This is a genomic window from Clostridium sp. (assembly GCF_026168755.1).
Lineage (GTDB): Bacteria > Bacillota > Clostridia > Clostridiales > Clostridiaceae > Clostridium.
Genome location: NZ_JAPFDR010000001.1, coordinates 118,627 through 143,038, shown reverse-complemented (window position 1 = coordinate 143,038; position 24,412 = coordinate 118,627). Strand labels below are relative to the sequence as shown.

Here is a 24,412-nt window from a genome sequence, read left to right as displayed (position 1 = left end):
TTCTTTAATTTTATACAGTAATTTATCTTTTCTTAAGTTTAAAACCTTCTTTATATAGAATTTAATTACTTTCCTAATAATTTATTTAAAATTTCTTTTTCTGTAATTTGTTTTAAATTTATTATAATAATTCCTTATATACTCTTATTATATTCTTGTAAAATATTTTTTCTACTTCATCATAAGTAAATCCATTTTTTAATAATGCCTGTACTAATAATTGAATTTTTGAAGCATCTTTAATTTCTAATGTACTTTTTATTCCATCAAAATCTGTTCCTAAAGCAAGTACATCTATTCCACCAACATTTTTGATATGCTTAATATGCTTCACTAAATCCTCTAGATAAGTAAATGTTGATCCTGTATATGGTGTAGGTTTAACAAAATCTGAACAAAAATTAATTCCAGTTATTCCACCCTTATCTGCTAACTTCTTTATCATATCATCAGTTAAATTTCTAACAACATTTGTTACAGCTCTTGCATTACTATGACTTGCTACAAAAGGCTTTTTACTATACTTTAAAACATCATAAAATCCAGCATCGGATAAATGTGAAACATCTACTATAATTCCTAAACTCTCCATTTCTCTTAATAATTCAATTCCAAATGTAGTAAGTCCAAATTCCGTATTAGGTATTGTGAAATTTGGTTTTTCAATAACATTACCACTTATATCTATATTTAATTTAAAATTAGGAAATCCAACACCATTTATATGATTCCACGTTAATGTTATAAGCCTAACCCCTTGCTCATATACTGTTTTTAAATTTTCTAAAGATCCTTCAAGTGCTCCTGCATCTTCTATAGTTAATAATGCAGCTATTTTATTTTCTTTTTCACTCTTACATATATCTTCATATGAATATACTGGATTAATAATATCTCTATTAGTTTCTAACTCCGCATAATAAACTGCTATCATTTCTTGTAATGTTTTATAAGGAGTTTTATGCTTTTTTATATCTATAAACATTGCAAAATTTTGTAGTACATATTCTCCTGCAATTAATTTACTTATATCAATATGAAAATTATTTTCTTTTAAATTATAATAATTACCTAAAAGTTTATTTTCATAAATTTCTCCAATAGTATCACAATGCATATCTGCAACTTTCATTCCTATTTTCCTCCGAAATTCTTTCCTATTAATTATACCATATATAACTTCATATGAAAAAAGTGACAAACCTATGCTTGCCACTATAATCTTACTGTCACTAAGATGCTATATTAAATTTTCCACTACTTCACTTGGGGCTGGAACTGTAAAAATTAAATCTTCATCAACTTTTACCTTACATTCCTCTTTACTTTCTTGAATCTTATCTATTGATAATCCCCCAGTATTAATTTCCTTAAACTTAGTAGGTGCAATTTCTACATTAAATAAACTATCTTTAATTCCTGTAATCTTTAAATCCATTTGCCCACTATCATTCTTAACTTTTAAACCAATGATATTATTACCTTTTAAAGTCTTTTTATCAGTTGGAATATAGTCTACATCTACTTTTCCTGTAACTGTGATAAATCCTCCACTTAACTTTCTTTTTACTAATAAACTTACGTTATACTCACTAGAAAGTTCACTTAATAATTTTCCTAATTTATATACTGTTAATTCATGTACCATAATAATTATTCCTTTTCTAAAATTTTATATCTTTATTATACTACACAATTACTATATTATTGCAACTAATTTCTTCTTAATTAGCCTTTTAAAAAAGTATAATATATTCTATAATATTTAGTGGTAATAATTATACAAAAAGGTAGGTATTTGAATATGGATTTAAAAATTAGGTTTGCAGATATCAATGATTTAGAATCTTGCGTTGAATTGGACTTACATAAAAATATTGATACAATTAAAAATAAAATTTCTATGAAGGAAGTTATTGTTGCAGAAGTCAATAATGAGGTTATCGGTTGTTTAAAGATTGAATACATTTGGACTCACCTTCCATTTATAAGCTATATAGTCATAAGAAAAGATTTTAGATCTTCTGGTATTGGAAAATCAATGTTAACTTTCTTAGAAGAATACTTAAAAGAAAAAGGACAATCTACTATTTTAAGTTCTACAATGACAGATGCAGTTAATCCTCAAAAGTGGCACTTAAAAATGGGTTTCATTGAATGTGGTGTGTTATGTGGAATTAATGATTATGGAGTTGGCGAAATATTCTTTAAAAAAGCTTTATAACTATCTTAATTTAAATTAGCCCTCAGTAACTTTGCTGAGGGCTTTTAATTATTTTAAATTTCCTACTATCTTACTTCCATGTACTTCTTTACAACCTATAAAATCTGAAAGCTCTTTATAATTTTCATAAGTAACTTTTCCACCAACTAAAATAGTTATTTTTCCTTTACTTTTATCAACAAGCTCTTTTAATACAACTTTTCCTTCTTCTGCACAATTCTTAGAACCCTTAGTTAATATTCTATTAACTCCCATTGAAATAAGTTGCTCTAAAGCTTCAATTTTATTATCAATTTCATCAAAGGCCATATGGAATGTAACCTTTAATCCTTTTGCTAAGTTAACTAATTCACTTGTTCTCTCAATATCAATAGTATTATCTCTATTTAATATACCTAATACTACAGTTTCAACCCCCAATTCTTTACAAATCATTATATCTCTTTTCATTATTTCGAATTCATCATTTGAATAAACGAAATCTCCACCTCTTGGTCTTATTATTACCGCTATTGGTATATTAATATTTTTCTTTGCTAAATATATTGTTCCATAAGAAGGAGTTGTCCCACCTTCACTTAAATTATCACAAAGCTCTATTCTATCTGCTCCTTTTTCTTCTGCTTTTTTAGCCTCTTCATATGATCCAACACATGCTTCTAATAACATAACCATAACCTCCTCCATTGTTTTTCAATTTAATTATATCATCAAAATAAATTATAATACAAAAAATCATGTCAAAATAATTAACATGATTTTTTAATAATTTATTAATTTTTAAAAGCAAATAAATATTGTGGCTCAAATTTAACCTTTATTTTTTCATTAATATCAAATACCATTTCTTCCTTTGAAATAGTAAAATGTATTAAATCTCTGTTACTTGAATTAATACTCTTTATATATAAAATATAATCAAATGGATTTTCCACAATATTTTCTATTAATACTTCAAAAACATTTTCTTCCTCATCATTTTTGTATAACTTAATATTATGAGATCTTATAGCTATGTAGTTTATATTATCTTTAATGCCTTCTAAACATTTAAGCTTTAAATTCCATTCTTCTGCAAAAATAAAATTATTATCTAACTTTTTAGCCCTTGATATATTTTTACATCCTGTAAGTTTTGCTTCAGCCAATGATTGTGGAGTTTCAAATAATACATTTTTATCTCTTATATCCTTTGCTTTTCCTCCATCAAACACTATTATTTTATCACATACCCTATAAGCCTCTGCTATATCATGAGTCACAAAAACTACTGTCCCTTCATAATCCTTTAAAATCTCTATAAGTTCTCTTTCCATACTTGCTCTTAAATGATTATCTAAAGCAGAAAATGGCTCATCAAGAAGTAGTATATCTGGTGAAGTCATCAGAGCTCTTGCTAATGCTACTCTTTGTTGTTGTCCTCCTGATAACTGCCAAGGATATCTATTTTCAAGGCCTTCTAATCCAAATTTTTTAATATAATTAGATGATAATTTACTCTTTTCATCTTTACTAATTTTATCTAAACCTATTTCTATATTATCCTTTATAGTCATATGAGGAAATAATGCGTAATTTTGAAATAAGAAACCAACTTTTCTATCCTTAGTTTTAACATTAATTTTTTCTTCTGAATCAAAAAGTACTTTATCATTAATAATTATTTTTCCTTTTGATGGCCTTTCAAGACCTGCTATACATTTAAGTGTCATACTTTTTCCTGAACCTGATGCTCCTAAAAAGCCTATAATACCACCTTTACTTTCCATAGAAACATCTAAATTAAAGGAAGATAAATTCTTAGTAATATCAATATGTAGACTCATAACTATCTCCCCCTATTTCCTATTAACTTTTGCTGTGTATCACCCCAATAATTTAATAAGAATATCATTATAAATGATATTGCAACTATAATTAAAACCCAAAGCATGGCCTTATTCATATCTCCACTTTCAACAGCAAAAAATATTGCAACTGGCATAGTTTGTGTTCTACCTGGTATATTTCCTGCTATCATTAATGTTGCTCCAAATTCTCCTAATGCTCTTGCAAAGCTTAATACTAATCCACCAATTATTCCTGGCCATGCAAGTGGAATTGCAATTTTAAAAAATATCTTAGTTTCGCTTAATCCTAAAGTTCTAGCTGCTGAAATCATATTCTTGTCTATTTGTTCAAATGCAGAACGGCAAGTTCTATACATCATTGGAAATGCAACTACTGTAGCTGCTATAACTGTTGCACTCCAGCTAAAAATAATATTTTTATTAAAACTCATAAAAATTTTTCCTACAAATCCATTCTTTCCACAAAGAAGTAATAAGAAAAATCCTATAACAGTTGGTGGCAATATTAACGGAAGAGTGAAGATTCCATCTATTATCCCCCTACCTCTCCCCTTATAATTAGCCATTTTATAAGATATAAATATTCCTATTATAGAAGTTATAATTGTTGCAAGAAATGCTGTTTTAAGTGATATCCATAAAGGTGAAAAATCCATAACTTATAACCTTTCTTTTATTTACTTTACTGACTTGTATCCATACTTTTCAAATATTTTTTGTGCTGTATCTGTAAATAAGAAATCTTCAAATTTCTTTGCTTCATCAACATTAGTTGAGTCTTTTATAACTGATACTGGATAAGTAATTGATGAATTATTATTTACTTCATCAACATTTTCTACAATAGATACCCTATCACTGCTTAATGCATCACTTAAATATACAAAACCTACATCTGCATTTCCAGATGCAACCCATGCTAAAACTTCTTTAACATCCTTAGCAAAAACTAATTTATCATTAATACTATCCTTTATTCCTGTGTTTGTTAAAACTTCATCTGCATATTTACCTGCTGGCACACTTTCTGGTTCACCTACAGCTATATGAGTAACATTATCACTTTTTAAATCATCCAAACTAGAAATTTCAACTCCATTAGCTGCCACAAGAACTAAAGAGTTTTCAACTAAATCTTTAGTAGTATCATCAAGTAATAATCCTTTCTCTTTTAAATTATTAATTTGACTTTGTCCAGCTGATATAAATAAATCACAAGGAGCTCCTTGTTCTATTTGTTGTTGAAGAGATCCTGATGATCCATAATTCACAACTAAAATTACATTTTCATTACTCTTTTTATACTCTGTTTCTAAATCAGTCATTACTTCCTTTAAACTTGCTGCAGCTGAAATATTTAGCTCCACTGGAGCCTTTTCTTCCTCATCCCCTGTAGTAGTACCATTTCCACTATCACCTTTACCACAACTAATTAATAATAAGCTACAACATAATAACATTGAAATTATTTTTGTCTTTTTTAACATTTCATTTCCCCCATCCTATAATTTAAGTTGCATTTTGTTATGTTTTATAATGTTTTATCACGTTTTGAATAATTAAATATTATCATATTCTATTTTTTATATCAATCTATTTAATTGAAATGTAGAATTACTTCTTTTTTAATGTTAAAATTATCTTAAAATTAAGGAGGGATAAGATGGATTTAAAATCTTCTTTAACACCATTAGAAGTTGCTGAACTGCTTAAAATAACTAAAAATACAGTTTATGAACTTATTAAACGTGGAGAGTTGCCAAGCTATAAAATTGGTAAAAAAATTAGAATAGATATGAATGATGTAGAATATTATATCAATAGTCAAAAATCAAATTCAAAACTATCCATTAATCATAATATTAATAATACATTATTAAATAGTAATTCAGAAAATATAGCCTATATCACTGGTAATAAAACTTCACTAAAAAATCAATCTAATTCAGAAATAATTATTTCTGGTCAAGATATTTTATTAGATATTTTAGCAAGATATATAGAAGAATTATTACCTGATTTTACTGTTCTTCGTTCTTACAAAGGAAGTTATAATGGCTTATATGACCTATATAATAACAAGGTTTCTATAGCTTCTTGTCATCTTTGGGATGGTGATAATGATGAATACAATACTGATTATGTTAAAAGATTACTTCCTGGTACACCCTGTGTACTTATAAATTTAGCTTATAGATTACAAGGATTTTATGTTAAAAAAGGAAACCCATTAAATATAAAATCATTTGAAGATTTAACTAATAATAATGTTAAATTTATTAATAGAGAAAAAGGAAGTGGTGTAAGAGTTTTATTAGATGAAAAGCTTAGATTACTTAATATTGATCCAAACTCTATAAATGGATATTATAACGAAGAAAATTCTCATTTAGCTGTTGCAAGTAATGTCGGTCGTGGAGATGCAAATGTTGGACTTGGAAATAAAAAGGCTTCTATGCAAGTTGAAACTATAGATTTTATACCACTTCAAACAGAGCGATATGATTTAATTATAAAGAAAAGTGATCTAAATAATCCAATTTATCAAAACATAATTTCTATTTTATCTTCTGAAAAATTTAAGAATGAACTATATGGAATAGGTGGCTATGATCTTAAGGATCTTGGAAAAATAATATCTACAACTTAGCACAATTACAAATAAAAAATACTATATTTAATTAACATTTAAGTTAAATATAGTATTTTTTATTTGTCATAATTATATATATGTTAATTTTTAATAAAACTACAATAATACTTTTATGTTTATAATTAGTTCATCATGTTAATAATTACAATTGGTGATAATATGATTAATTTTTATAAAACTTTAATTAATAATAATTCTAACAAAGAAATTTCTAATGATTTAATAGACTTTCATAATTGTAAACCTAGCATTATAGATAAATGCCCCTATTGTAAAAATAAAGCTATTATTAAATATGGAATGTACAAAAATATTCAAAGATACAAATGTAAAGATTCTAAGTGTGGAAAAACTTTTACTAATGAAATTTATAATAAATTTAGATATTCTAAAAAATTCAAAGAAAATTACCTAGAGTACCTAAACCTTTTAAATAGAGGTCTTACCATTAGAGAATGTGCAACTAAATTAAATATTACAGTTGTGACAGCCTTCTTTTGGAGACATAGATTTTTATTTGATCTAAAAAACAAATATTATCTTAAAAATATATCTTCGTATGTAGAATTAACTAAAATGATTGTAAATGAAAATTTCAAAGGTTCTAGAAATATTACTAGTAATAAAAGAGATAAAATTACAATTATAAATGCTGTTAATGATTCTATTGATATAATACCAATTATTGCAGCAAGAAACTTTTTGGGATTTTATGAAATCAAAGATAATATTATTCCAAGATTAAATAAAGATGCTTACTTAGTTGGTTTAATTGATGGAAGATTAAAAACTTTCGCTAAAGCATTTAATAAAATAAATAAAGTAAAATGCAAAAAAAATTATAAAAATAATATTGATATAAATTATTCTATTACTACACAAAAATGGCTTTCTAAATTTCGAGGAGTTGCAAGTAAATATTTAGATCATTATTTATATTGGCGATTATTTGAATATAAAAACAATTTTGAATCTAAAACAAAATTATCATTAAATGAGCAGTCAACAAGAAAAATTCACTTAATTAATGATATATATACATATATATCTTGGAAAAATATAAAATTAAAAACACTCCCCCTTTAGTCAAATTATAGTTATTTATATTTAGTTATGGTTTTATGACATTTAAGTTATCTAAAATAATAGTATTAATAAACTTCTTATTATTACTTGTCTATTTTTCAAATATGAATTATAGACTCTTTATTATGTTTAAATTTATTATCTACACAAAATTCTATTCTTTTTAATATATACTCTTCATCTCTTCTACTACTATTATAAATATCTTTTAACCCTTATATAAGTCTGTTATATTAAACTATTGGTAACAACAATTTAATATAACAGATTTCTATATACAAAAATATATATTATATAGGTCAAGAACAAATTAAAATATAAAATCAATCTCTTTAAATTCATCATAAAATTATTTATTAATTATTTCTTCATATGAATTGTTTACCGCTTAACTATCTACTATACAATTCCTTTAATTTATCTGTAAATCCAAGTCTATTTTCTTCTAAAGTCTTTAATCTAAAGAAACAGCTACCATTTACATTGTTATTTGCCCTAGCATAGCGTATTTGATTTATTATTTCATTTGAATTAAGCCAAGATTCTCCATAACTTGAATCATTTATTTTATAAGCTGCATGTCCAATATATAGTTTTACATTAGTATTTTCTACTTGCTTAGCCCACCAATCCACTAGTGTTGCAAATGGAGCTAAATTATAATCAAATTGCCAGTATATTTGAGGTATAATATAATCAACCCATCCTTCTTGAATCCATTTCCTAGAATCTACATAAACATCATCATAACTACTTAAGCCGCTTGTATTACTTCCACCAATAGATTCTCCATTTCTCCATATTCCAAATGGGCTAACTCCAAATTTAACTTCAACGTTAGTATCCTTTATTTGGCTATATAATTCACTTATAAAAGAGTTAATATTATTTCTTCTCCATTCATCTTTTGAAGTAAAACCTTCACCATACTTTTCATATGTATCCTCATCAGGAAACTCCACTCCCCCTGAAGGATATGGATAAAAATAATCATCTAAAACAACACCATCAATATTATAATTTTCTACAACTTCTATTATTGTATCAATAACATATTCTCTAACCTCTGGTATTCCTGCATCAAGATAATGATAATTGTTATATTTCACTATCCAATCTGGATTGTTTTTTAATGACGATTCTTCTGGCAATTCAGCTATATAATCATCTATACTGAAATTTTCTGAATTGCTATCTATTCTAAATGGATTAAACCATGCTTGAAGCTCCAGGCCTCTTTTATGAGCTTCATCAACAGCAAACTCTAAAGGATCATATCCTGGCTTCTCCCCTAAAGTTCCTGTTAAATACTTAGACCATGGTGCATAACTAGATTCATATAAAGCATCTCCCATTGGCCTAACTTGAAAAAATATTGTATTCATATTTTGCTCTTCTATAAACTCAAATTTTTCTTTTAATAATTCTTTTTGAACTTTACTATCATAACGTCCAACTTCTGGCCAATCTAAATTACTTACTGTCGATACCCAAACCCCTCTCATTTCTCCATCTTCTATAAATTTATTTGCTATATTTTTTTCACCTTCACTTCCATTAAAATTTATATTTTCCCTCTTACTTTGTGAATCATTACTAATTTTACTTATCTTTATTTTTAGTACTACGCCAGTAACTAAACATATTGATATAAATATTGTTATGAACTGAATATATTTGTTTTTCATTTGTCACCTCCCTTTACAATATTATTATTATTTTTTTAGTAATATAACAAAACTTATAAATTCTTAACAAAAAAAAGGTAACCTATTTCTAGATTACCCTTTAGTTACTATAAAGCTTTTAATGCAACTGCATTTAAAATACTCCATGGTTTATTAAAGTGTGGTTGGAAGAAAAAGTCTGTCATTGCAAGCTCTTCTAAAGTCATTTCATTTTGAATAACTACTGATAAAGTATTCATGAATTGAGTTAAATCTATATCAGAAATTATTTGTCCTCCAATTACTCTTCTAGTATCTTTATCAAATACTAATTTAACAGTAGCAGGTAAATAAGTTGGCATAAACTCTGGTCTATAATTATCAGTTAATGATACTGAAGCAACATTCATCTTAGTTGTAGCCTTTGCAACCTCTTCAGTTAATCCTGTTGAAGCTATACATTTTTCATAAATCTTAATTCCTGAAGTCCCTTGAGTACCCATATACTTAAGAGTTGGTTCAACAATGTTTCTAGCTACTAAAGTACCCATTCTTACAGCATTTGTTGCAAGAGGAATATATCTTGTATCATGAGCTGGATTATATTTAACTACACAACAATCTCCTGCTGCAAATACATCTTCTTTGCTAGTTCTCATATATTCATCAATTATAATTGCTCCATTTGGAAGGGTATCTAATTTACCTTGAACAAGCTTAGTGCTTGGTGCAAATCCAATACATAGTATAACTAAATCACCTTCATAGCTTCCCTTTTCAGTAACAACTTTAGTTACCTTTCCATTTTCACCTTCAAATTTAGCTACTTTTTCTCCTAAAACTAGGTTTACACCTCTATCAGCAAATTCTTTTTCAGCTATGTCTGTGAATTCTTTATCAAGATATTTAGCCATAATCCTTTCTTCAGCATCTATTAATGTAACTTTTTTACCTTGCATTTCAAAGGCTTCTACAAGTTCAACCCCAATATATCCTGCACCAATTACAATTACATTTTTAGCTTCTTTAGATTTTTCAATTATTTCAATTGCATGATCATGATTCTTACATAATAAAATATTTTCTAAATCTCCACCTTCAAATTTAGGAACAATCGGCCATGATCCTAATGTTAAAACTAATTTATCATAATTGTCTTCAACTTCTTCATTTGTTAAAAGATTTTTAACTTTTAAAGTTTTATTTTCAAAATCTATATCTAAAACTTCATGCTTCATATTTGTTACTACGCCCATTTTAGCAAGATTTTCTGGAGAGTTATAGAAAAGATTTTTAGTTTCTTTAATTACTCCTCCAACATTTAAAGCTATTCCACATGATAAAAATGATAAATTATCATTTTTTTCATATATTGTAATCTCACTTTCTGGGTGAAGCTCCTTTAAATTAACTACTGCTGCTGTACCTGCATGTGTACATCCAACAACAACTACTTTCATAATAATTTCCTCCTAAAACATATTTTTATTTATTAATATTCTCTTTTAATTAATAATTATTTTCCTTAATTAAATCATACTACTTTAATAAGAAATAGTAAAGAGTTTTTTGTATATTTTTTAACACAATTTTTATCTCAACTTTTTTATATCAATATTATCTAATTTATTTTTTGTGTTTTCTAAATTTATATTCTTTAAAATCTCTGTATAATTAATATATTGCTTAATACTTCATCATATTTTATATCGTTTTCATTGATTTTAAACAAAGTCTTTCTAAAAAAGTGGTTGCTTTTATTCATTTCTTTCATAGTATATTATTAGAATTTTATTTATGGAGATTTTAAAGTATGGGGAAAAGTGCATGGGATTATACTATAGAAATTATTTCACTTGCTACAGACATAGATAATTTAAACAGTAAATTAAGTACTGCTAATAATATTAGAGAAAGGGAACTTCTTTCATCTAAAATTGATAATTTAGAAAGTAGATTTTTTGAGGTAAAAGATAAGTTAAAGAAGGTAAATATAATTTAAATGCATACAATAAATATTCTACTAATCAATATTTCTGTTAATTTATACATTAAAAAGGTATGATGTCTATAAAAGAAATCATACCTTTTTATATTTATAAATACTAATTCTAAATCCTAATTTTTTAATCTACTTTATCCTCTGTTATATCATACCAAATACTGTAGCCCAGTCATTTTTCTCTCTTAATATGTTAAAGATGTATAGGGAATTCTATTAATTTAATTATAACTCCCTATAAAATTTACTCTCTTCCTAGATTAATACCTAACATACCTGAAAGAATACCTACCAATACACAAAGTGAAAACTTTATTAAATCATATAAACCTAAAGTAGCTTCAGCTCCAAATAAAACTCCTATTGCATATAAAGCTATGTAAAATAATACACCAACTGAAAGACCTACTAACCAACCTTTATGCCCATATAACTTAGCTGCTAATATTGTTCCAAATATTAAACTTATACTTGTTATTCCTACATTAATAGCACTGTCTATGCCTGGACTAATTTCCACAAAGCTCATAATTAATGAAAAAATAGCAGTTAATATGGTAACTATTGCAACCGCTCCAACAACTCCTTTCAAAACATTTCCAAAATAATCTTTCCATTCCATAAGAACACCCCCTTTTAGTTCATTCTATGAACTAAAAGGGGGTAATATTCTTTATTATGCAACGTCTTTATTTAACTTTTGAGCTATAGAATTTTTTGTTACTCTAAATCTTACTCTGTCTGGACCTGATTGGATAACCATTTGATCTTCATCAATTGTTATAATTTTCCCAATTATTCCGCCTCTAGTTAAAACTTCATCATTTACTTTTAATTCTGATAACATTGTATTGTACTTCTTAGTTCTTTTCTTTTCTGGAAGTATTAATAAGAAATACATAATTGCAAACATTGCAATTAAAGGTAATAATGTAGCCAATAATTGTGCCATTAAAATCCCTTCCCTTCACATTTATATTAAAACAATACATTATAATATTTATTATGTATTAAATACTATACTTTATTTAAATTTATATGTCAATTCTATGAACATTTATACTTCAAAGTTTAATAATTTATTCATAAAACTAATTTTAAAATTTTATTTTTTTATATTCCATTCTCTAAGTTTTTGCTCTTTAAACTCACTATAGTTTCCATTATCAATAGCATCTCTAATATCAGCCATTAATTTATTGTAGAAATAAAGGTTATGTAAAACACATAATCTTAATGCAAGCATTTCTTTAGCTTTAAATAAATGTCTTATATAACTTCTTGTATAATTTTTACAAGCAGGACATTGACATCCTTCATCTATTGGTCTTTCATCTAATTCAAATTTAGCATTCATTAAGTTTATTTTACCTTGCCCAGTGAACACATGACCATGTCTACCATTTCTAGCTGGAAGAACGCAATCAAAGAAGTCAACACCTCTATCTACAGCTTCTAGTATATTTTCTGGAGTACCAACCCCCATTAAGTATATTGGTTTATCTTCTGGTAAATGTGGAACTACTGCATCAATAATTCTATACATCTCTTCATGAGTTTCACCAACTGCTAAACCACCAATTGCATATCCATCCATATCTAATTTCGCTAAATGTTTAGCATGCTCTATTCTTATATCTTCATAACAACCACCTTGGTTAATACCAAAAAGCATTTGTTCTTTATTTATTGTATCAGGTAATGAATTTAATCTATTCATTTCAGCTATACATCTATCTAACCATCTATTTGTTCTTGCAACTGAATTTATTACATATTCTCTAGTTGATGGGTTTGGTATGCATTCATCAAAAGCCATAGCTATTGTTGATGCTAAATTACTTTGAATTTGCATTGACTCTTCTGGTCCCATGAAAATCTTTTTACCATCTATATGTGAGTTAAAGTAAACTCCCTCTTCTTTAATTTTTCTCATTGATGCTAATGAAAACACTTGGAATCCACCTGAATCAGTTAATATAGGTCTATCCCAATTCATAAACTTATGTAATCCACCCATTTTAGCAACTACTTTATCAGATGGTCTTAAATGTAAGTGATATGTATTAGAAAGTTCAACTTGACATCCTATTTCTTTTAAGTCCATAGACGAAACTCCACCTTTAATTGCAGCTAAAGTTCCAACATTCATAAATACCGGTGTTTCTATAGTTCCATGAGGTGTTTTAAATCTTCCTCTTCTTGCTTTACCGTCTTTTTTTAACAATGTATATCTTTTACTCAAAACTTCACTTCCTCTTAAATTTATGTTTTTATTATTTTATTATCATTGAATCTCCAAAAGAGAAGAATCTATATCTTTCTTTTACAGCTTCATTATAAGCATTCATTACCTTTTCTTTTCCTGCTAAAGCTGAAACTAACATTATTAATGTTGATTCTGGCAAATGAAAATTAGTTATAAGCTTATCAACGACCTTAAACTTATATCCTGGATAAATAAATATATTAGTCCATCCACTTTGTGCTTTAACAAAACCATTTTCATCTCCAATTGTTTCTAAAGTTCTTGTAGATGTTGTTCCAACTGAAATAATTTTATTTCCACGTTTTTTTGTTTCATTAATTATCTTTGCATCCTCTTCCTCTAAATGATAGAACTCTGAATGCATAACATGTTCATTTACATCATCAACCTTAACTGGTCTAAATGTTCCAAGTCCTACATGCAATGTTACATAAGCAATATTTACACCTTTTTCTTTTACTTGTTCTAAAAGTTCTTTTGTAAAGTGTAATCCTGCAGTTGGAGCCGCTGCAGAACCTTGCTCCTTAGAATAAACTGTTTGATATCTTTCCCTATCATCTAATCTTTCTGTTATATATGGTGGAAGTGGCATTTCACCTAGTTCATCTAAAACTTGCTCGAATATTCCATCATAAGAAAATTCTATAATTCTATTTCCTTCTTCTACAATATCAACTACCTTACACTTTAATTTACCTTCACCAAAAGTAAATTCAGTTCCTATTTTAGCTCTTTTCCCAGGTTTCGCTAAACATTCCCATTTGTCGCCTTCAATTCTTTTTAAAAGTAAAAACTCTATTTTACCTCCACTTATAGATTTTTCTCCTATAAGTCTAGCAGGCATTACTCTAGTATTATTTAAAACTAATGTATCTCCTGGATTTAAATAATCTATTACATTATAAAAATGTTTATGATCTATTTCCCCAGTAGCTTTATCTAAAACCATTAATCTAGAGTAATCTCTCTTTTCTAATGGATGTTGAGCTATAAGCTCCTCTGGTAAGTAAAAATCAAAATCACTTGTCTTCATTTAATATATCTCCTAACTTTCAAAAAAACTAGTTTGTCTTTTCGTAACTTTTTTACTTCTTGATCTTCCTAAATGGCTATATGCTTTATCTGTTGCTGTTCTTCCTCTAGCTGTTCTAACTATAAATCCTTTTTGAAGAAGATACGGTTCATAAACATCTTCTATAGTTCCAAGTTCTTCACCTATAAAGTATGATAATGTTTCTATTCCTACAGGTCCACCATTAAAATTATCAATAATAGCTTCTAATATTTTATTATCAACTCTATCAAAACCTTGGGCATCTACTTCTAAAAGCTCAAGAGCTGCTTTTGCTTCTTTATAACTAATTAAAGAGTCTGAGTACACTTCAGCATAATCTCTAACTCTTTTTAACAATCTATTTGCAATTCTTGGAGTACCTCTAGAACGTCTAGCTATTTCATATGCCCCTTCTTCAGTTATATCACAACCTAATACAAAGGCAGAACGAACTATTATTTCCTTTAATTGTTGTTCAGTATAATATACCATATCACAAAGAACGCCAAACCTATCTCTTAATGGAGAAGTTAACATCCCAATTCTAGTTGTTGCTCCAATCAAAGTAAAATGTGGTAAATCTAATCTAATAGATTTAGCAGCCGCACCTTTTCCTATTACTATATCTAAAGCATAGTCTTCCATAGCCGGATAAAGTATTTCTTCAACGCTTCTATTTAATCTATGTATTTCATCGATAAATAAAACATCATTATCTTTTAATGTTGTTAATATAGCTGCTAAATCTCCTGCTCTTTCAATTGCTGGACCTGAAGTTATTTTTAAATCTCCACCCATTTCTTTTGCTATAATATTAGCTAGTGTTGTTTTACCTAGTCCTGGTGGCCCATACAATAACACATGATCTAATGCTTCATTTCTTCTTTTAGCAGCTGTAATAAAAATATTAAGCCTTTCCTTTACCTTATCTTGGCCTATATACTCATTAATCTTCTGAGGTCTTAAACTTAATTCACTATTTCCGTCTTCCAGAATCTCATCTGGAGTGATAATTCTCTCCAAATCTATCACCTCTATCCCATTAATACTCTTAAACATTCCTTAATAATATTTTCTACAGATTCTTCTCTATTTACTTTCTTTAATGCACTTTCAGCTTCTTTTTCTGAATATCCAAGAGCTAACAATGCTCCAAGAGCTTCTCCTATTGCATTACTATTACTTGGTGCAATATCTTCAAATCCTTGTTGTATATCAACACCTTCTGAAACTTCCTCTGTTTTAATCTTATCTTTTAGTTCTAATATTATTCTTCCTGCAGTCTTCTTTCCAATTCCAGGTGCTCTACATAAATGTTTATCATCTTCCATAATTATTGCATATTTTAAGTTATTTATTCTACTTATTGAAAGTAAAGATAAAGCAGCTTTTGCTCCTACTCCACTTATTGAAATAAGCAATTTAAACATTTCTAACTCTTCTCTATCTTTAAATCCATATAATCCAATGAAGTCTTCTCTTACTATTTGCTCTAAATATAATTGAACCTCTTCAGATACCTTCGGCATTTCCGCCATAGTAGCTCCTGATGTAAAAATCTTATATCCAATCCCATTGTTCTCTATAATAACATAATCCTTATTAATCCCAATATATTTTCCCTTAATATATTCGTACATTTCCATCCCCCTTAATCTAATTATAAATTAGATTATTTTTGTGCTTTGTAATTAATCTTTTGCAATTTTCAATCACATATTAACGTTATTACTTCTTTAGCCTACCTTATACTTTACCATTTTACTTTGATTTTTTCAATAATAAAGAGTTATACTATTTACATAATATATAGTATAACTCTTTAGCTCTCACTATGTTATTGTCCTGTTATTGGATCTCCATAAGGTTCCATAATATCAATAGAATCTGTATTGGTAAATATATTGTCTATTGCATAGTCAAATGTATTTATTTCAGAAGGATTAAATAATAATTTAGAAATTAACTCTTCTTTTTCATCTTGAAAAATTACCTCATCTTGTATTTTTTCTATTATTTCTCGTGTATTATATAACCTACATTCTCCTTCTTCTACCCCAATTTTATAACAAATTACATTAACAATATCATCAAAATCTTCTGTTAAATCTTCATATACTCCAACTACATCATTATTTCTTGTCTTAAAATAATAGTAGTTATTAATATATGCTTTTGCTGTTTCTTCATCATGAAAACCTCTAATATTCCCACTAGGCATAACTAATAAATATTCAAAGTTTGGCATAACACTCATATCTTCGCCTCCTTAGTTACTTACAATAATATTTTCTCCCCTTATGTATAATGTTATACAAGCATCTATTTTCCTATAATGAAAGAGATTATAAATAAGAACCAAATTCTATCTATAATCTCTTCATGTATAAATATATATAATTTAAAGGTATATGAAAAATCACTTTTAAAAGTGATCATATGGGATAAACATTATGAAATATATGCAGTTAATTTTTCTATTGCTTCATCTTTCGTATCATAGCAATGTTTTAAATTCTTAATGTCTTCTAAATCTTCTCCTTGTAAAAAATTTATAGACCTACTATTTCTATATACATCATCTTCATTTTCAATTGTTAAGTTTCCTTCACTATCAGTTTTATAAATTGCAAAGTATCCATCTTTCTCACCTATATAATACTTATTAGGTTGTAATACATTTATAGTTCCAACCTTACTAAAAACTACTTTTTCATCTTGTAATTCTTCTAAATTATATCCATTTGCTTCAAAAAAGTTTACAATAAATTGTTGACTAATATCACTTGATATAAAGTTTTCTTTTTTAAATTCTAAAATACTTTGTTCCTTTTCAACAACACCTTCATTCATTAAAATTAAAATCATATCATCATCTAAAGCCTTAGTGTTGTTGTATACAGTTTTATCTTCTTCTGTAGTATTTTTTGCATATTTAGGATTAGTCAATCTATTTGTTATAAAATAGCTTCCAAAAAAGCTAACTACAAGAGCAAATACAATTATTGCAGAAATTATTGATAATTTTTTATTTGTATATTTATTTTCATTATTTATTTGTTTTTTATCATTATTTTTAAATATATTTTTCATGAACATCACTCCTTAGTTGTAATTCTTGACAACTTTACAAATGATATTCATAAACTTTAATTTTTTTTAGAAAAAATAAAAGCTCAAAAATGAGCTTTTACCATTCAATCGTCAATATACTAAAATCTTCTTTTTTAAGAGAAATTCTATATCCTTCTAACAATAACCAACTTACTAGCTGTCTTTCAATTTCTTCACTTTCATCATCCATGGCAAGGATTGCACTAATTTTATTTACCCCCATACTTTTTCCCATCTCAATGTTTTCTTGTATCTTATTTTTATGACTTTCAAACTTATTTTTTAAATCTTCATTTTTAAACTCCATACAGACTCCCCCTTATTACAATTAAAAACTTTTATCTCCAAATATTAAAATATTTTATCCCGTCTATGTATATTAACTTCTTAATTATCCTGTATAAATTTTTATTATTCAAAATAAACTTAACACTTCTCTTATTATACTATGATTAAAATTAATAATTCACCACTAAAAATTTTATTTTTAATAAAATTAATTTCTCTTGATTTGCTATACAATATTAAGTATAATTTATTTTTGTAATATAGACAGTTCGGGAACCTCCTGTCTCTAAACAAAACTAGGTAAAAGTTTATACTTAAAATAATAGCTAAAAATTAATAATTAACTTTAGTAAATTTAGGAATTACCTAAATAACTAGTAAATACTAACTTATAACTATTATAAACCTTAGGTTCCTAATATTTTTTATTAGGGGGTTTTTCAAAAATGAAAAATGATTTAACTAAAAGACTGACTAGAACTGCAATTATTGCAGCTATCTATGCAGTCGTAACACTTGCTATTGCACCATTTGCTTATGGTAATATCCAGTTTAGAATTTCTGAAATTTTGGTTTTATTAGCAGTATTTGATCCATTATATATCGGAGGATTAACACTTGGATGTTTAATAGCAAATATTTTAGGTCCAAATGGTCCAATGGACGTTATATTTGGAACATTAGCTACATTAATAAGTGTTTATGCTATTTATTTAACTGGAAAGCTAATCAAAAATTATAAGATTAAATTATTTGTAGCATCTATTTGGCCAACAGTTTTTAATGGGCTTATTATTGGTTGGATGTTAAACAAATTATATGGACTACCACTTATTTTATCAATATGTGAAGTTGCATTAGGAGAGTTAGTTGTAATTGCATGTATAGGAGTACCTTTATTCCTAATGGCTGGATCTAGATTCAAAAATTCAATGACATTTAAATAGTTATTTAGGACAACATTTAGTTGTCCTTTCTTTATATAAAAATATATAAAATTAAAGAGTTAGCTTATTAAGCTAACTCTCTATCTAAAACTATTTCTTTATTATAAACTTCTTCATCTAACATACCTTCTGACTTTGCAACTACAACACTTGTTGCTGAATCTCCAACTACATTTAGAGAAGTCACTAACATTTCTATTGGTCTGTTTATTGCAAGTATTAATGAATAAGCAAGTATTGCTGCATCATTATTATATCCCATTCCTGTTAATACAGTGAATAGTATTATTGCACCTGCACCTGGAGCTGCTGGTGTACCAACAGATGATATTAAAGCTAATAGAGCTATAACTACTATATTGCCAATAGTTACATCATATCCTGCACTTGTAGCTATGAATATAGCTGCTATAACTTGCATTATTGCTGTACCATTCATATTTATAGTCATTCCAAGTGGTAATATAAATGATGCAATATCTTCACTAACACCTAATTCTTCAGTTGTAGTTTTTGTATTTAAAGGTAATGTTGCTGCTGAAGATGAAGTTGAAAACCCAAATAAAGCAACCTTACCTATCTTTTTTACAAATTTAATTGGATTAAGTCTAGCTCCAATTGCTATAAACAATGCATATCCAAATACTAAGAATAATAATAGTGTAAACACTGTAGTAATTACATATACAAGTGCTGGTTTTAAATTATCTATACCATATATTGCAAATGTCCTTGTAATTAATACAAATATTGCTGCAGGACCAAACTTTGTTATTATAAAACCTAAAAATACTGTTATAATTGAATTTATTTCTTCTAATAAAGTTTTTAATACCTTTATTTTTTCCCCTAAAGTATTTATACAAAGTCCTAATACTACTGCTACAAAAACTACTGCAAGAATACTTCCATTTGTAGAAAATGCTGCTATTATATTATTTGGTATTGCTTGTACTATTATTAATAATGGATTTGTAGAGCTTGCTACACCTGCTTGTGCTGTAACATTTTCCACATTTGCTGTAAATAAGCCTAAATTTTTAATTATAAATCCAACTGTTCCTGCTAATGCTAAAGCAAAAACCGATGTTACCAAGAAACCTAATATTGTCTTATATGAAATACGACCTAGTTTTTTAGTATCACTTATTTTACACATAGCTAAAGCTATTGATGTAAATACCATTGGTACTATTACTAATTGAAGCGAATTTACAAATAATTGACCTACTATATAAAAGATTCCTAAAGCACTTGTTGCTCCTTCTTGTGAAATATCTTGGAATAATATGTTGTTAATACTTGTCCATATATGTCCATTTCCATTAGCGTTTAGATTTTCTCTAAGTATTATACATCCTACTCCTACTGCTAACCCTAAAACAAGAGCTACTGCCATTTTTATGGCTAATTTGTTACTGTTGTTAATTTTACTTCTTTTCATTTGTTTCAGTCTCCTTACTAGTTTATTCCCTAATTCAAATAACTAAATAAGGCATAATATACTTTTTTGACTTATACAAAAAAGCCTTCCTAAAAACAAGGAAGGCTAATATAATTCAAAACTTTTATCTTTATTAATAAGTATATTTATATTAAAAGATAATTTTATAAGCATACTATAACTTCCTTATTGATTTCTCGAATCAATTTAAAGGGATTTTTTCTTTATCCTATCATTTAACATTAAGTTTGTCAATGCTTATATTATTTAATTTATACAACATTTTCTTTTTTCTTAAGAAGTACAACTACAATTTCGGTTATAACTAATGCTATAAATACAATTTGAATAGAAGAAATAGTTGATCCTGTTTGTGGTAATTTATCATTGGGTCCAGTACTACTATTTCCTGTATTATTTCCATTGTTAGTGTTTTGATTATTTCCACTTTGGCCTAGCTTTAGTTATGTAGTTATACCGCGATTTATTTCATTTGTAATGATATTTATTGATAGACCTAGCTCTTTTTCTATTTTATATACTGAGAAACCTTATTTAAGTCTAATTTCAATAGTCATACGTCCCTTAAAATTCAAGTGTTTATTTTTAAATTATTCTCAGTGTAAATAAATCAAATGTATATCACTATCGAATGATTTTTTTAAGTTTAGAATACCCCTAAACGTCCTACTCATCCCATCCTTCTGGGAATTCAGCATTATGGTAAACTTCTTGAACATCATCATCATCTTCAAGTAAGTCTAACATCTTTTGGAATTTTTTAGCTGCTTCTTCATCAATTTCAGTATATGTATCTGGAATCATTTTAACTGCTGCTTCTAAGAATTCTAATCCTTCAGCTTCTAAAGCTTCTCTTACTGTACCAAAATCTTCTGGTGCAGTTGTGATTATGAATACTTCTTCTTCATCACTATTGAAATCTTCAGCTCCAGCATCTAATGCCATCATCATTAACTCTTCTTCGTCAAGATCTCCCTTTTCTATAACAATTTCACCTTTTTCTTGGAACATGAATCCTACACAACCTGTAGTTCCCATGTTTCCACCACCTTTAGTGAAAGCACTTCTTACATTTCCTGCTGATCTATTCTTATTATCAGTTAAAGTATCAACAATAACAGCAACTCCTGATGGTCCATATCCTTCGTATACTATTCTTTCATAATCCACTGCTCCTAATTCACCTGAAGCTTTCTTTATTGATCTTTGTACTGTATCATTTGGCATGTTAGCTGCTTTTGCCTTTGCTATCGCATCTCTTAATTTAGGGTTGTTATCAGGATCTGGTCCTCCATTTTTAACAGCTATCATTAACTCTCTACCAATTTTAGTAAAGATTTTCCCTCTTTTAGCATCAGCTTTACCTTTTTTGTTTTGTATATTATGCCATTTTGAATGTCCTGACATTATTTCATCCTCCTAAATCTTTTTTAATCTATTAATAAAAATCTTTTTATATTATACCATAAGGATTATTATTTAACAATTTAAGTGAGATTCAAAATTTTAATTCTGTCAATCGAACTTACACATACGAATAATAGTGAGTAGCGTGTTTCCGAAATTAAATTCAAAATTTTAATTTTGATAATGGAAATTAACTTCAACTAACGAAAGTTAGTTGAGTGGGCTCCTATAACTATATTATACTATATAATCTATTCTCTTCTTTAAAATACACCCCTGACTTACTTTTTTCAACTATTATCTTTCCATTACTTGCTTCTATAGCTTCTTTTTCTATTTCTTCTGCTACAGAAACTTCTGCAAGTATGTGTACTATAACTTTATCTGTATATTCTATATCTTCAATATGCCAATTATTTTGTCCACAAAAATACTGTACTTTCCCTATCATATCATAATCTAAAGTAAGAGATACCTTAACACCTTGAACCTTTTCTACTACACCTCCAGCTTTTAATGCTATAGAAGCTCCTTTTGTGTACGCTCTTGTTAATCCTCCAGTTCCTAACAAAATACCACCAAAATATCTTGTTACAACAACTGCACAATCTGTAATATTAGATTTTTTCATTACCTCTAAAATAGGAATTCCTGCTGTTCCCTGTGGTTCACCATCATCGCTATATCTTTGAATCCCCATATTTTCACCAATTATATATCCCCAACAATTATGTCTTGCTTGTTTATGCTTTGATTTTATTTCTGCTACAAATGCTTTTGCTTCCTCTTCATTTTCTACTCTTTTTGCATATCCAATAAATTCAGATTTTTTTTCAATAAAGCTATCTTCTCCATATTCTCTTATCGTTATATATGCCATTTTTCCAGCTCCTCCTTAATTATATCAATTCCGCTTATTATTTCTTCCTGGTTAACTTGTGAAAAACTAACCTTAAAATATTGCTCTCCTAAGTTTGATCCCTTATAAAATAATGTTCCTGGAGTAATATAAACTCCCTTTTCCTTAAGCCTATAAAATAATTCCTTTGATTTAATTTCTTTATCTTTAATATTTAAATAAAAGCTTAATCCACCTTTAGGATCAAAAAACACTACATACTTTTTTAACTTTTCATTAATTAGCTTTTTCATTAACTCATATCTTTTTATATATTCGCTTCTCAAATTATCTATATATTCAATCCAATAGCCGTCTTTAATATACATTTCTAAAGCTCTTTGCATTAATGTGGATGTTGCAATATCTGTATTAATTTTTGAGTTTTGAATACTTTCTCTAAAACTTTTTGGAGATATTATATATCCAAGTCTTATACCTGGCAAAAATATTTTTGAAAAACTTTTTATATAAATTACTCTATCATTTTTATCTAAAACCTTAAATGGTTCGTGTTTTATATTATCATCAAATATTAGCTCTGACAAATAATCATCCTCTATTATATAAAAATCATATTTTTCTGCTAACTCTAAAATAGCAAGCTTCTTTTCATGACTATAACTAATTCCAGTTGGGTTTTGAAAATAACTCATTGTATAAAAACATTTAATTTTATTTTTTCTTAATATTTCTTCAAGCTTTTTTATATTTATACCATCCTCTTCTACAGGCATTTCAAATAAATTTGCTCTTCTAAATTTAAACACTGATAATGCTCCTGCATAAGTTGGTTTTTCAACAATAACATTATCATTAATATTTAATATTGCTTTTGATGCAATATCTATCCCTTGTTGTGCTCCTGATACTATTAATAAGTTCTCTATATTTAAAGAGTTATTCCAAAATACTTTATTTATAGTTTCTCTAAGATTTGCATATCCAAAAGCTTCTTCCTTGATTAATGCATCTGCACCATCTCTATCTAAAACTTCATTTATAACCCTTTTAAATTGATTTATAGGAAAGTTCACCTTTCTAGAACTTTCTCCTGTAAAATCAATTATATTTTTATCATAATTATTTTTTATTAATTTAATTTCTTTAGAGTACTCTTTTCTAAAATAATCAGTAATTTCCCTTTTCTTAGCATAAGTGCCTGAACCCATTTTTTGATAAGCATAACCTTCACTTACAAGCTTATCGTAACAACTTACTATTGTAACATTATTTACTTTTAATTCCTTAGCTAATGCCCTTATAGGTGGTAACTTATCGCCATCCTTTATTATCTTAGAATTAATCAAATTCTTAATATTATCTGCAATTTGAATATACTTAGATTCATAATCATTAAATTCAATATTATACTTTTCCATATTGACCCCATCATTCTTATTGTTAAATGTATTGATACATTTAATTATAGAAAATATAGTAAATGTGGTCAAATTTTTATAAAATAATAGCACAGAATTATAATCT

Annotated in this window: 26 protein-coding genes and 1 pseudogene; 5 read left to right on the top strand and 22 right to left on the bottom strand. The window is 27.2% G+C overall.

The window, feature by feature from the left end; genetic code table 11:
- Positions 1-121: 121 nt before the first annotated feature.
- Both Q0Y03_RS00715 and Q0Y03_RS00710 read right to left on the bottom strand, forming a co-directional pair.
- Complete coding sequence (locus Q0Y03_RS00715; protein ID WP_297711948.1) at positions 122-1,132, bottom strand: dipeptidase; 1,011 nt, start codon at positions 1,130-1,132, stop codon at positions 122-124.
- Between the two features lie 108 nt (positions 1,133-1,240).
- On the bottom strand, positions 1,241-1,648 hold the full coding sequence (locus tag Q0Y03_RS00710) for a UDP-N-acetylglucosamine pyrophosphorylase (RefSeq protein WP_297711947.1): 408 nt from the start codon (positions 1,646-1,648) through the stop codon (positions 1,241-1,243).
- 156 nt (positions 1,649-1,804) lie between these two features.
- Between Q0Y03_RS00710 and Q0Y03_RS00705 the strand changes: the two genes are divergently transcribed.
- Entirely contained in the window at positions 1,805-2,224 is a 420-nt protein-coding gene (locus tag Q0Y03_RS00705; protein ID WP_297711946.1) for a GNAT family N-acetyltransferase, read from the top strand.
- Between the two features lie 48 nt (positions 2,225-2,272).
- Here Q0Y03_RS00705 and Q0Y03_RS00700 read toward each other — a convergent pair whose 3' ends face one another.
- The 4 genes from Q0Y03_RS00700 to modA form a co-directional block, all read right to left on the bottom strand.
- The gene (locus Q0Y03_RS00700; RefSeq protein ID WP_294140783.1) at positions 2,273-2,899 is read right to left on the bottom strand and encodes a copper homeostasis protein CutC; all 627 of its coding nucleotides are present in this window, start codon (positions 2,897-2,899) and stop codon (positions 2,273-2,275) included.
- A 98-nt stretch (positions 2,900-2,997) separates the two neighbouring features.
- Positions 2,998-4,050 carry a sulfate/molybdate ABC transporter ATP-binding protein gene (locus Q0Y03_RS00695; protein ID WP_297711945.1) on the bottom strand — a complete coding sequence of 351 codons (1,053 nt, stop codon included), beginning with the start codon at positions 4,048-4,050 and terminating at the stop codon, positions 2,998-3,000.
- A 2-nt stretch (positions 4,051-4,052) separates the two neighbouring features.
- Positions 4,053-4,730 carry a molybdate ABC transporter permease subunit gene (gene modB / locus Q0Y03_RS00690; protein WP_297711944.1) on the bottom strand — a complete coding sequence of 226 codons (678 nt, stop codon included), beginning with the start codon at positions 4,728-4,730 and terminating at the stop codon, positions 4,053-4,055.
- A gap of 21 nt (positions 4,731-4,751) precedes the next feature.
- Entirely contained in the window at positions 4,752-5,561 is an 810-nt protein-coding gene (gene modA, locus Q0Y03_RS00685) for a molybdate ABC transporter substrate-binding protein (RefSeq protein WP_297711943.1), read from the bottom strand.
- A 176-nt stretch (positions 5,562-5,737) separates the two neighbouring features.
- On the opposite strand from modA, the gene Q0Y03_RS00680 reads away from it, so the two are divergent.
- Positions 5,738-6,724: a helix-turn-helix transcriptional regulator gene (locus tag Q0Y03_RS00680; RefSeq protein ID WP_297711942.1), complete on the top strand. Its 987-nt coding sequence runs from the start codon at positions 5,738-5,740 to the stop codon at positions 6,722-6,724.
- 162 nt (positions 6,725-6,886) lie between these two features.
- Positions 6,887-7,813: a hypothetical protein gene (locus Q0Y03_RS00675; protein ID WP_297711941.1), complete on the top strand. Its 927-nt coding sequence runs from the start codon at positions 6,887-6,889 to the stop codon at positions 7,811-7,813.
- Positions 7,814-8,205: 392 nt separating this feature from the next.
- Here the strand turns inward: Q0Y03_RS00675 and Q0Y03_RS00670 are convergent, their stop codons facing one another.
- Positions 8,206-9,501, bottom strand: coding sequence for a family 10 glycosylhydrolase (locus tag Q0Y03_RS00670; protein WP_297711939.1), 1,296 nt, complete (start codon positions 9,499-9,501; stop codon positions 8,206-8,208).
- 107 nt (positions 9,502-9,608) lie between these two features.
- Positions 9,609-10,940 carry an FAD-dependent oxidoreductase gene (locus tag Q0Y03_RS00665; protein WP_297711938.1) on the bottom strand — a complete coding sequence of 444 codons (1,332 nt, stop codon included), beginning with the start codon at positions 10,938-10,940 and terminating at the stop codon, positions 9,609-9,611.
- Between the two features lie 353 nt (positions 10,941-11,293).
- Here Q0Y03_RS00665 and Q0Y03_RS00660 point away from each other — a divergent pair, with 353 nt between their 5' ends.
- On the top strand, positions 11,294-11,482 hold the full coding sequence (locus Q0Y03_RS00660) for a hypothetical protein (RefSeq protein ID WP_297711937.1): 189 nt from the start codon (positions 11,294-11,296) through the stop codon (positions 11,480-11,482).
- A 244-nt stretch (positions 11,483-11,726) separates the two neighbouring features.
- Here the strand turns inward: Q0Y03_RS00660 and Q0Y03_RS00655 are convergent, their stop codons facing one another.
- The 9 genes from Q0Y03_RS00655 to Q0Y03_RS00615 form a co-directional block, all read right to left on the bottom strand.
- A complete protein-coding gene (locus tag Q0Y03_RS00655; protein WP_297711936.1) occupies positions 11,727-12,104 on the bottom strand; it encodes a TIGR04086 family membrane protein in 378 nt (125 codons plus the stop codon).
- A 54-nt stretch (positions 12,105-12,158) separates the two neighbouring features.
- Entirely contained in the window at positions 12,159-12,434 is a 276-nt protein-coding gene (gene yajC, locus Q0Y03_RS00650) for a preprotein translocase subunit YajC (RefSeq protein WP_297711934.1), read from the bottom strand.
- Between the two features lie 153 nt (positions 12,435-12,587).
- Positions 12,588-13,727, bottom strand: a complete 1,140-nt coding sequence (gene tgt / locus Q0Y03_RS00645) for a tRNA guanosine(34) transglycosylase Tgt (protein WP_297711933.1) — start codon at positions 13,725-13,727, stop codon at positions 12,588-12,590.
- Positions 13,728-13,758: 31 nt separating this feature from the next.
- A complete protein-coding gene (gene queA, locus Q0Y03_RS00640; RefSeq protein WP_297711932.1) occupies positions 13,759-14,784 on the bottom strand; it encodes a tRNA preQ1(34) S-adenosylmethionine ribosyltransferase-isomerase QueA in 1,026 nt (341 codons plus the stop codon).
- Between the two features lie 12 nt (positions 14,785-14,796).
- Entirely contained in the window at positions 14,797-15,828 is a 1,032-nt protein-coding gene (gene ruvB / locus Q0Y03_RS00635) for a Holliday junction branch migration DNA helicase RuvB (RefSeq protein WP_297711931.1), read from the bottom strand.
- Between the two features lie 11 nt (positions 15,829-15,839).
- Positions 15,840-16,445: a Holliday junction branch migration protein RuvA gene (gene ruvA, locus Q0Y03_RS00630; RefSeq protein WP_297711930.1), complete on the bottom strand. Its 606-nt coding sequence runs from the start codon at positions 16,443-16,445 to the stop codon at positions 15,840-15,842.
- A gap of 197 nt (positions 16,446-16,642) precedes the next feature.
- Entirely contained in the window at positions 16,643-17,062 is a 420-nt protein-coding gene (locus Q0Y03_RS00625) for a hypothetical protein (RefSeq protein WP_297711929.1), read from the bottom strand.
- A gap of 194 nt (positions 17,063-17,256) precedes the next feature.
- Positions 17,257-17,898 (bottom strand): hypothetical protein, encoded by a 642-nt coding sequence (locus Q0Y03_RS00620; RefSeq protein WP_297711928.1) that lies wholly within the window; start codon positions 17,896-17,898, stop codon positions 17,257-17,259.
- A 97-nt stretch (positions 17,899-17,995) separates the two neighbouring features.
- Positions 17,996-18,226, bottom strand: a complete 231-nt coding sequence (locus tag Q0Y03_RS00615; protein WP_297711927.1) for a hypothetical protein — start codon at positions 18,224-18,226, stop codon at positions 17,996-17,998.
- Positions 18,227-18,653: 427 nt separating this feature from the next.
- Between Q0Y03_RS00615 and Q0Y03_RS00610 the strand changes: the two genes are divergently transcribed.
- Positions 18,654-19,154 (top strand): QueT transporter family protein, encoded by a 501-nt coding sequence (locus Q0Y03_RS00610; protein ID WP_297711926.1) that lies wholly within the window; start codon positions 18,654-18,656, stop codon positions 19,152-19,154.
- A 67-nt stretch (positions 19,155-19,221) separates the two neighbouring features.
- Here Q0Y03_RS00610 and Q0Y03_RS00605 read toward each other — a convergent pair whose 3' ends face one another.
- The 5 genes and pseudogenes from Q0Y03_RS00605 to Q0Y03_RS00590 form a co-directional block, all read right to left on the bottom strand.
- Positions 19,222-20,598 carry a dicarboxylate/amino acid:cation symporter gene (locus Q0Y03_RS00605; RefSeq protein ID WP_297711925.1) on the bottom strand — a complete coding sequence of 459 codons (1,377 nt, stop codon included), beginning with the start codon at positions 20,596-20,598 and terminating at the stop codon, positions 19,222-19,224.
- 272 nt (positions 20,599-20,870) lie between these two features.
- A pseudogene (locus tag Q0Y03_RS15485) lies at positions 20,871-20,969 on the bottom strand (hypothetical protein); the annotation flags it as partial.
- A 316-nt stretch (positions 20,970-21,285) separates the two neighbouring features.
- The gene (locus Q0Y03_RS00600) at positions 21,286-22,026 is read right to left on the bottom strand and encodes a YebC/PmpR family DNA-binding transcriptional regulator (RefSeq protein ID WP_297711924.1); all 741 of its coding nucleotides are present in this window, start codon (positions 22,024-22,026) and stop codon (positions 21,286-21,288) included.
- A gap of 232 nt (positions 22,027-22,258) precedes the next feature.
- Positions 22,259-22,906, bottom strand: coding sequence for a YigZ family protein (locus Q0Y03_RS00595; protein ID WP_297711923.1), 648 nt, complete (start codon positions 22,904-22,906; stop codon positions 22,259-22,261).
- Positions 22,894-24,306: a PLP-dependent aminotransferase family protein gene (locus Q0Y03_RS00590; RefSeq protein WP_297711922.1), complete on the bottom strand. Its 1,413-nt coding sequence runs from the start codon at positions 24,304-24,306 to the stop codon at positions 22,894-22,896. The genes Q0Y03_RS00595 and Q0Y03_RS00590 overlap by 13 nt, the downstream gene beginning before the upstream one ends.
- Positions 24,307-24,412 lie beyond the last annotated feature (106 nt).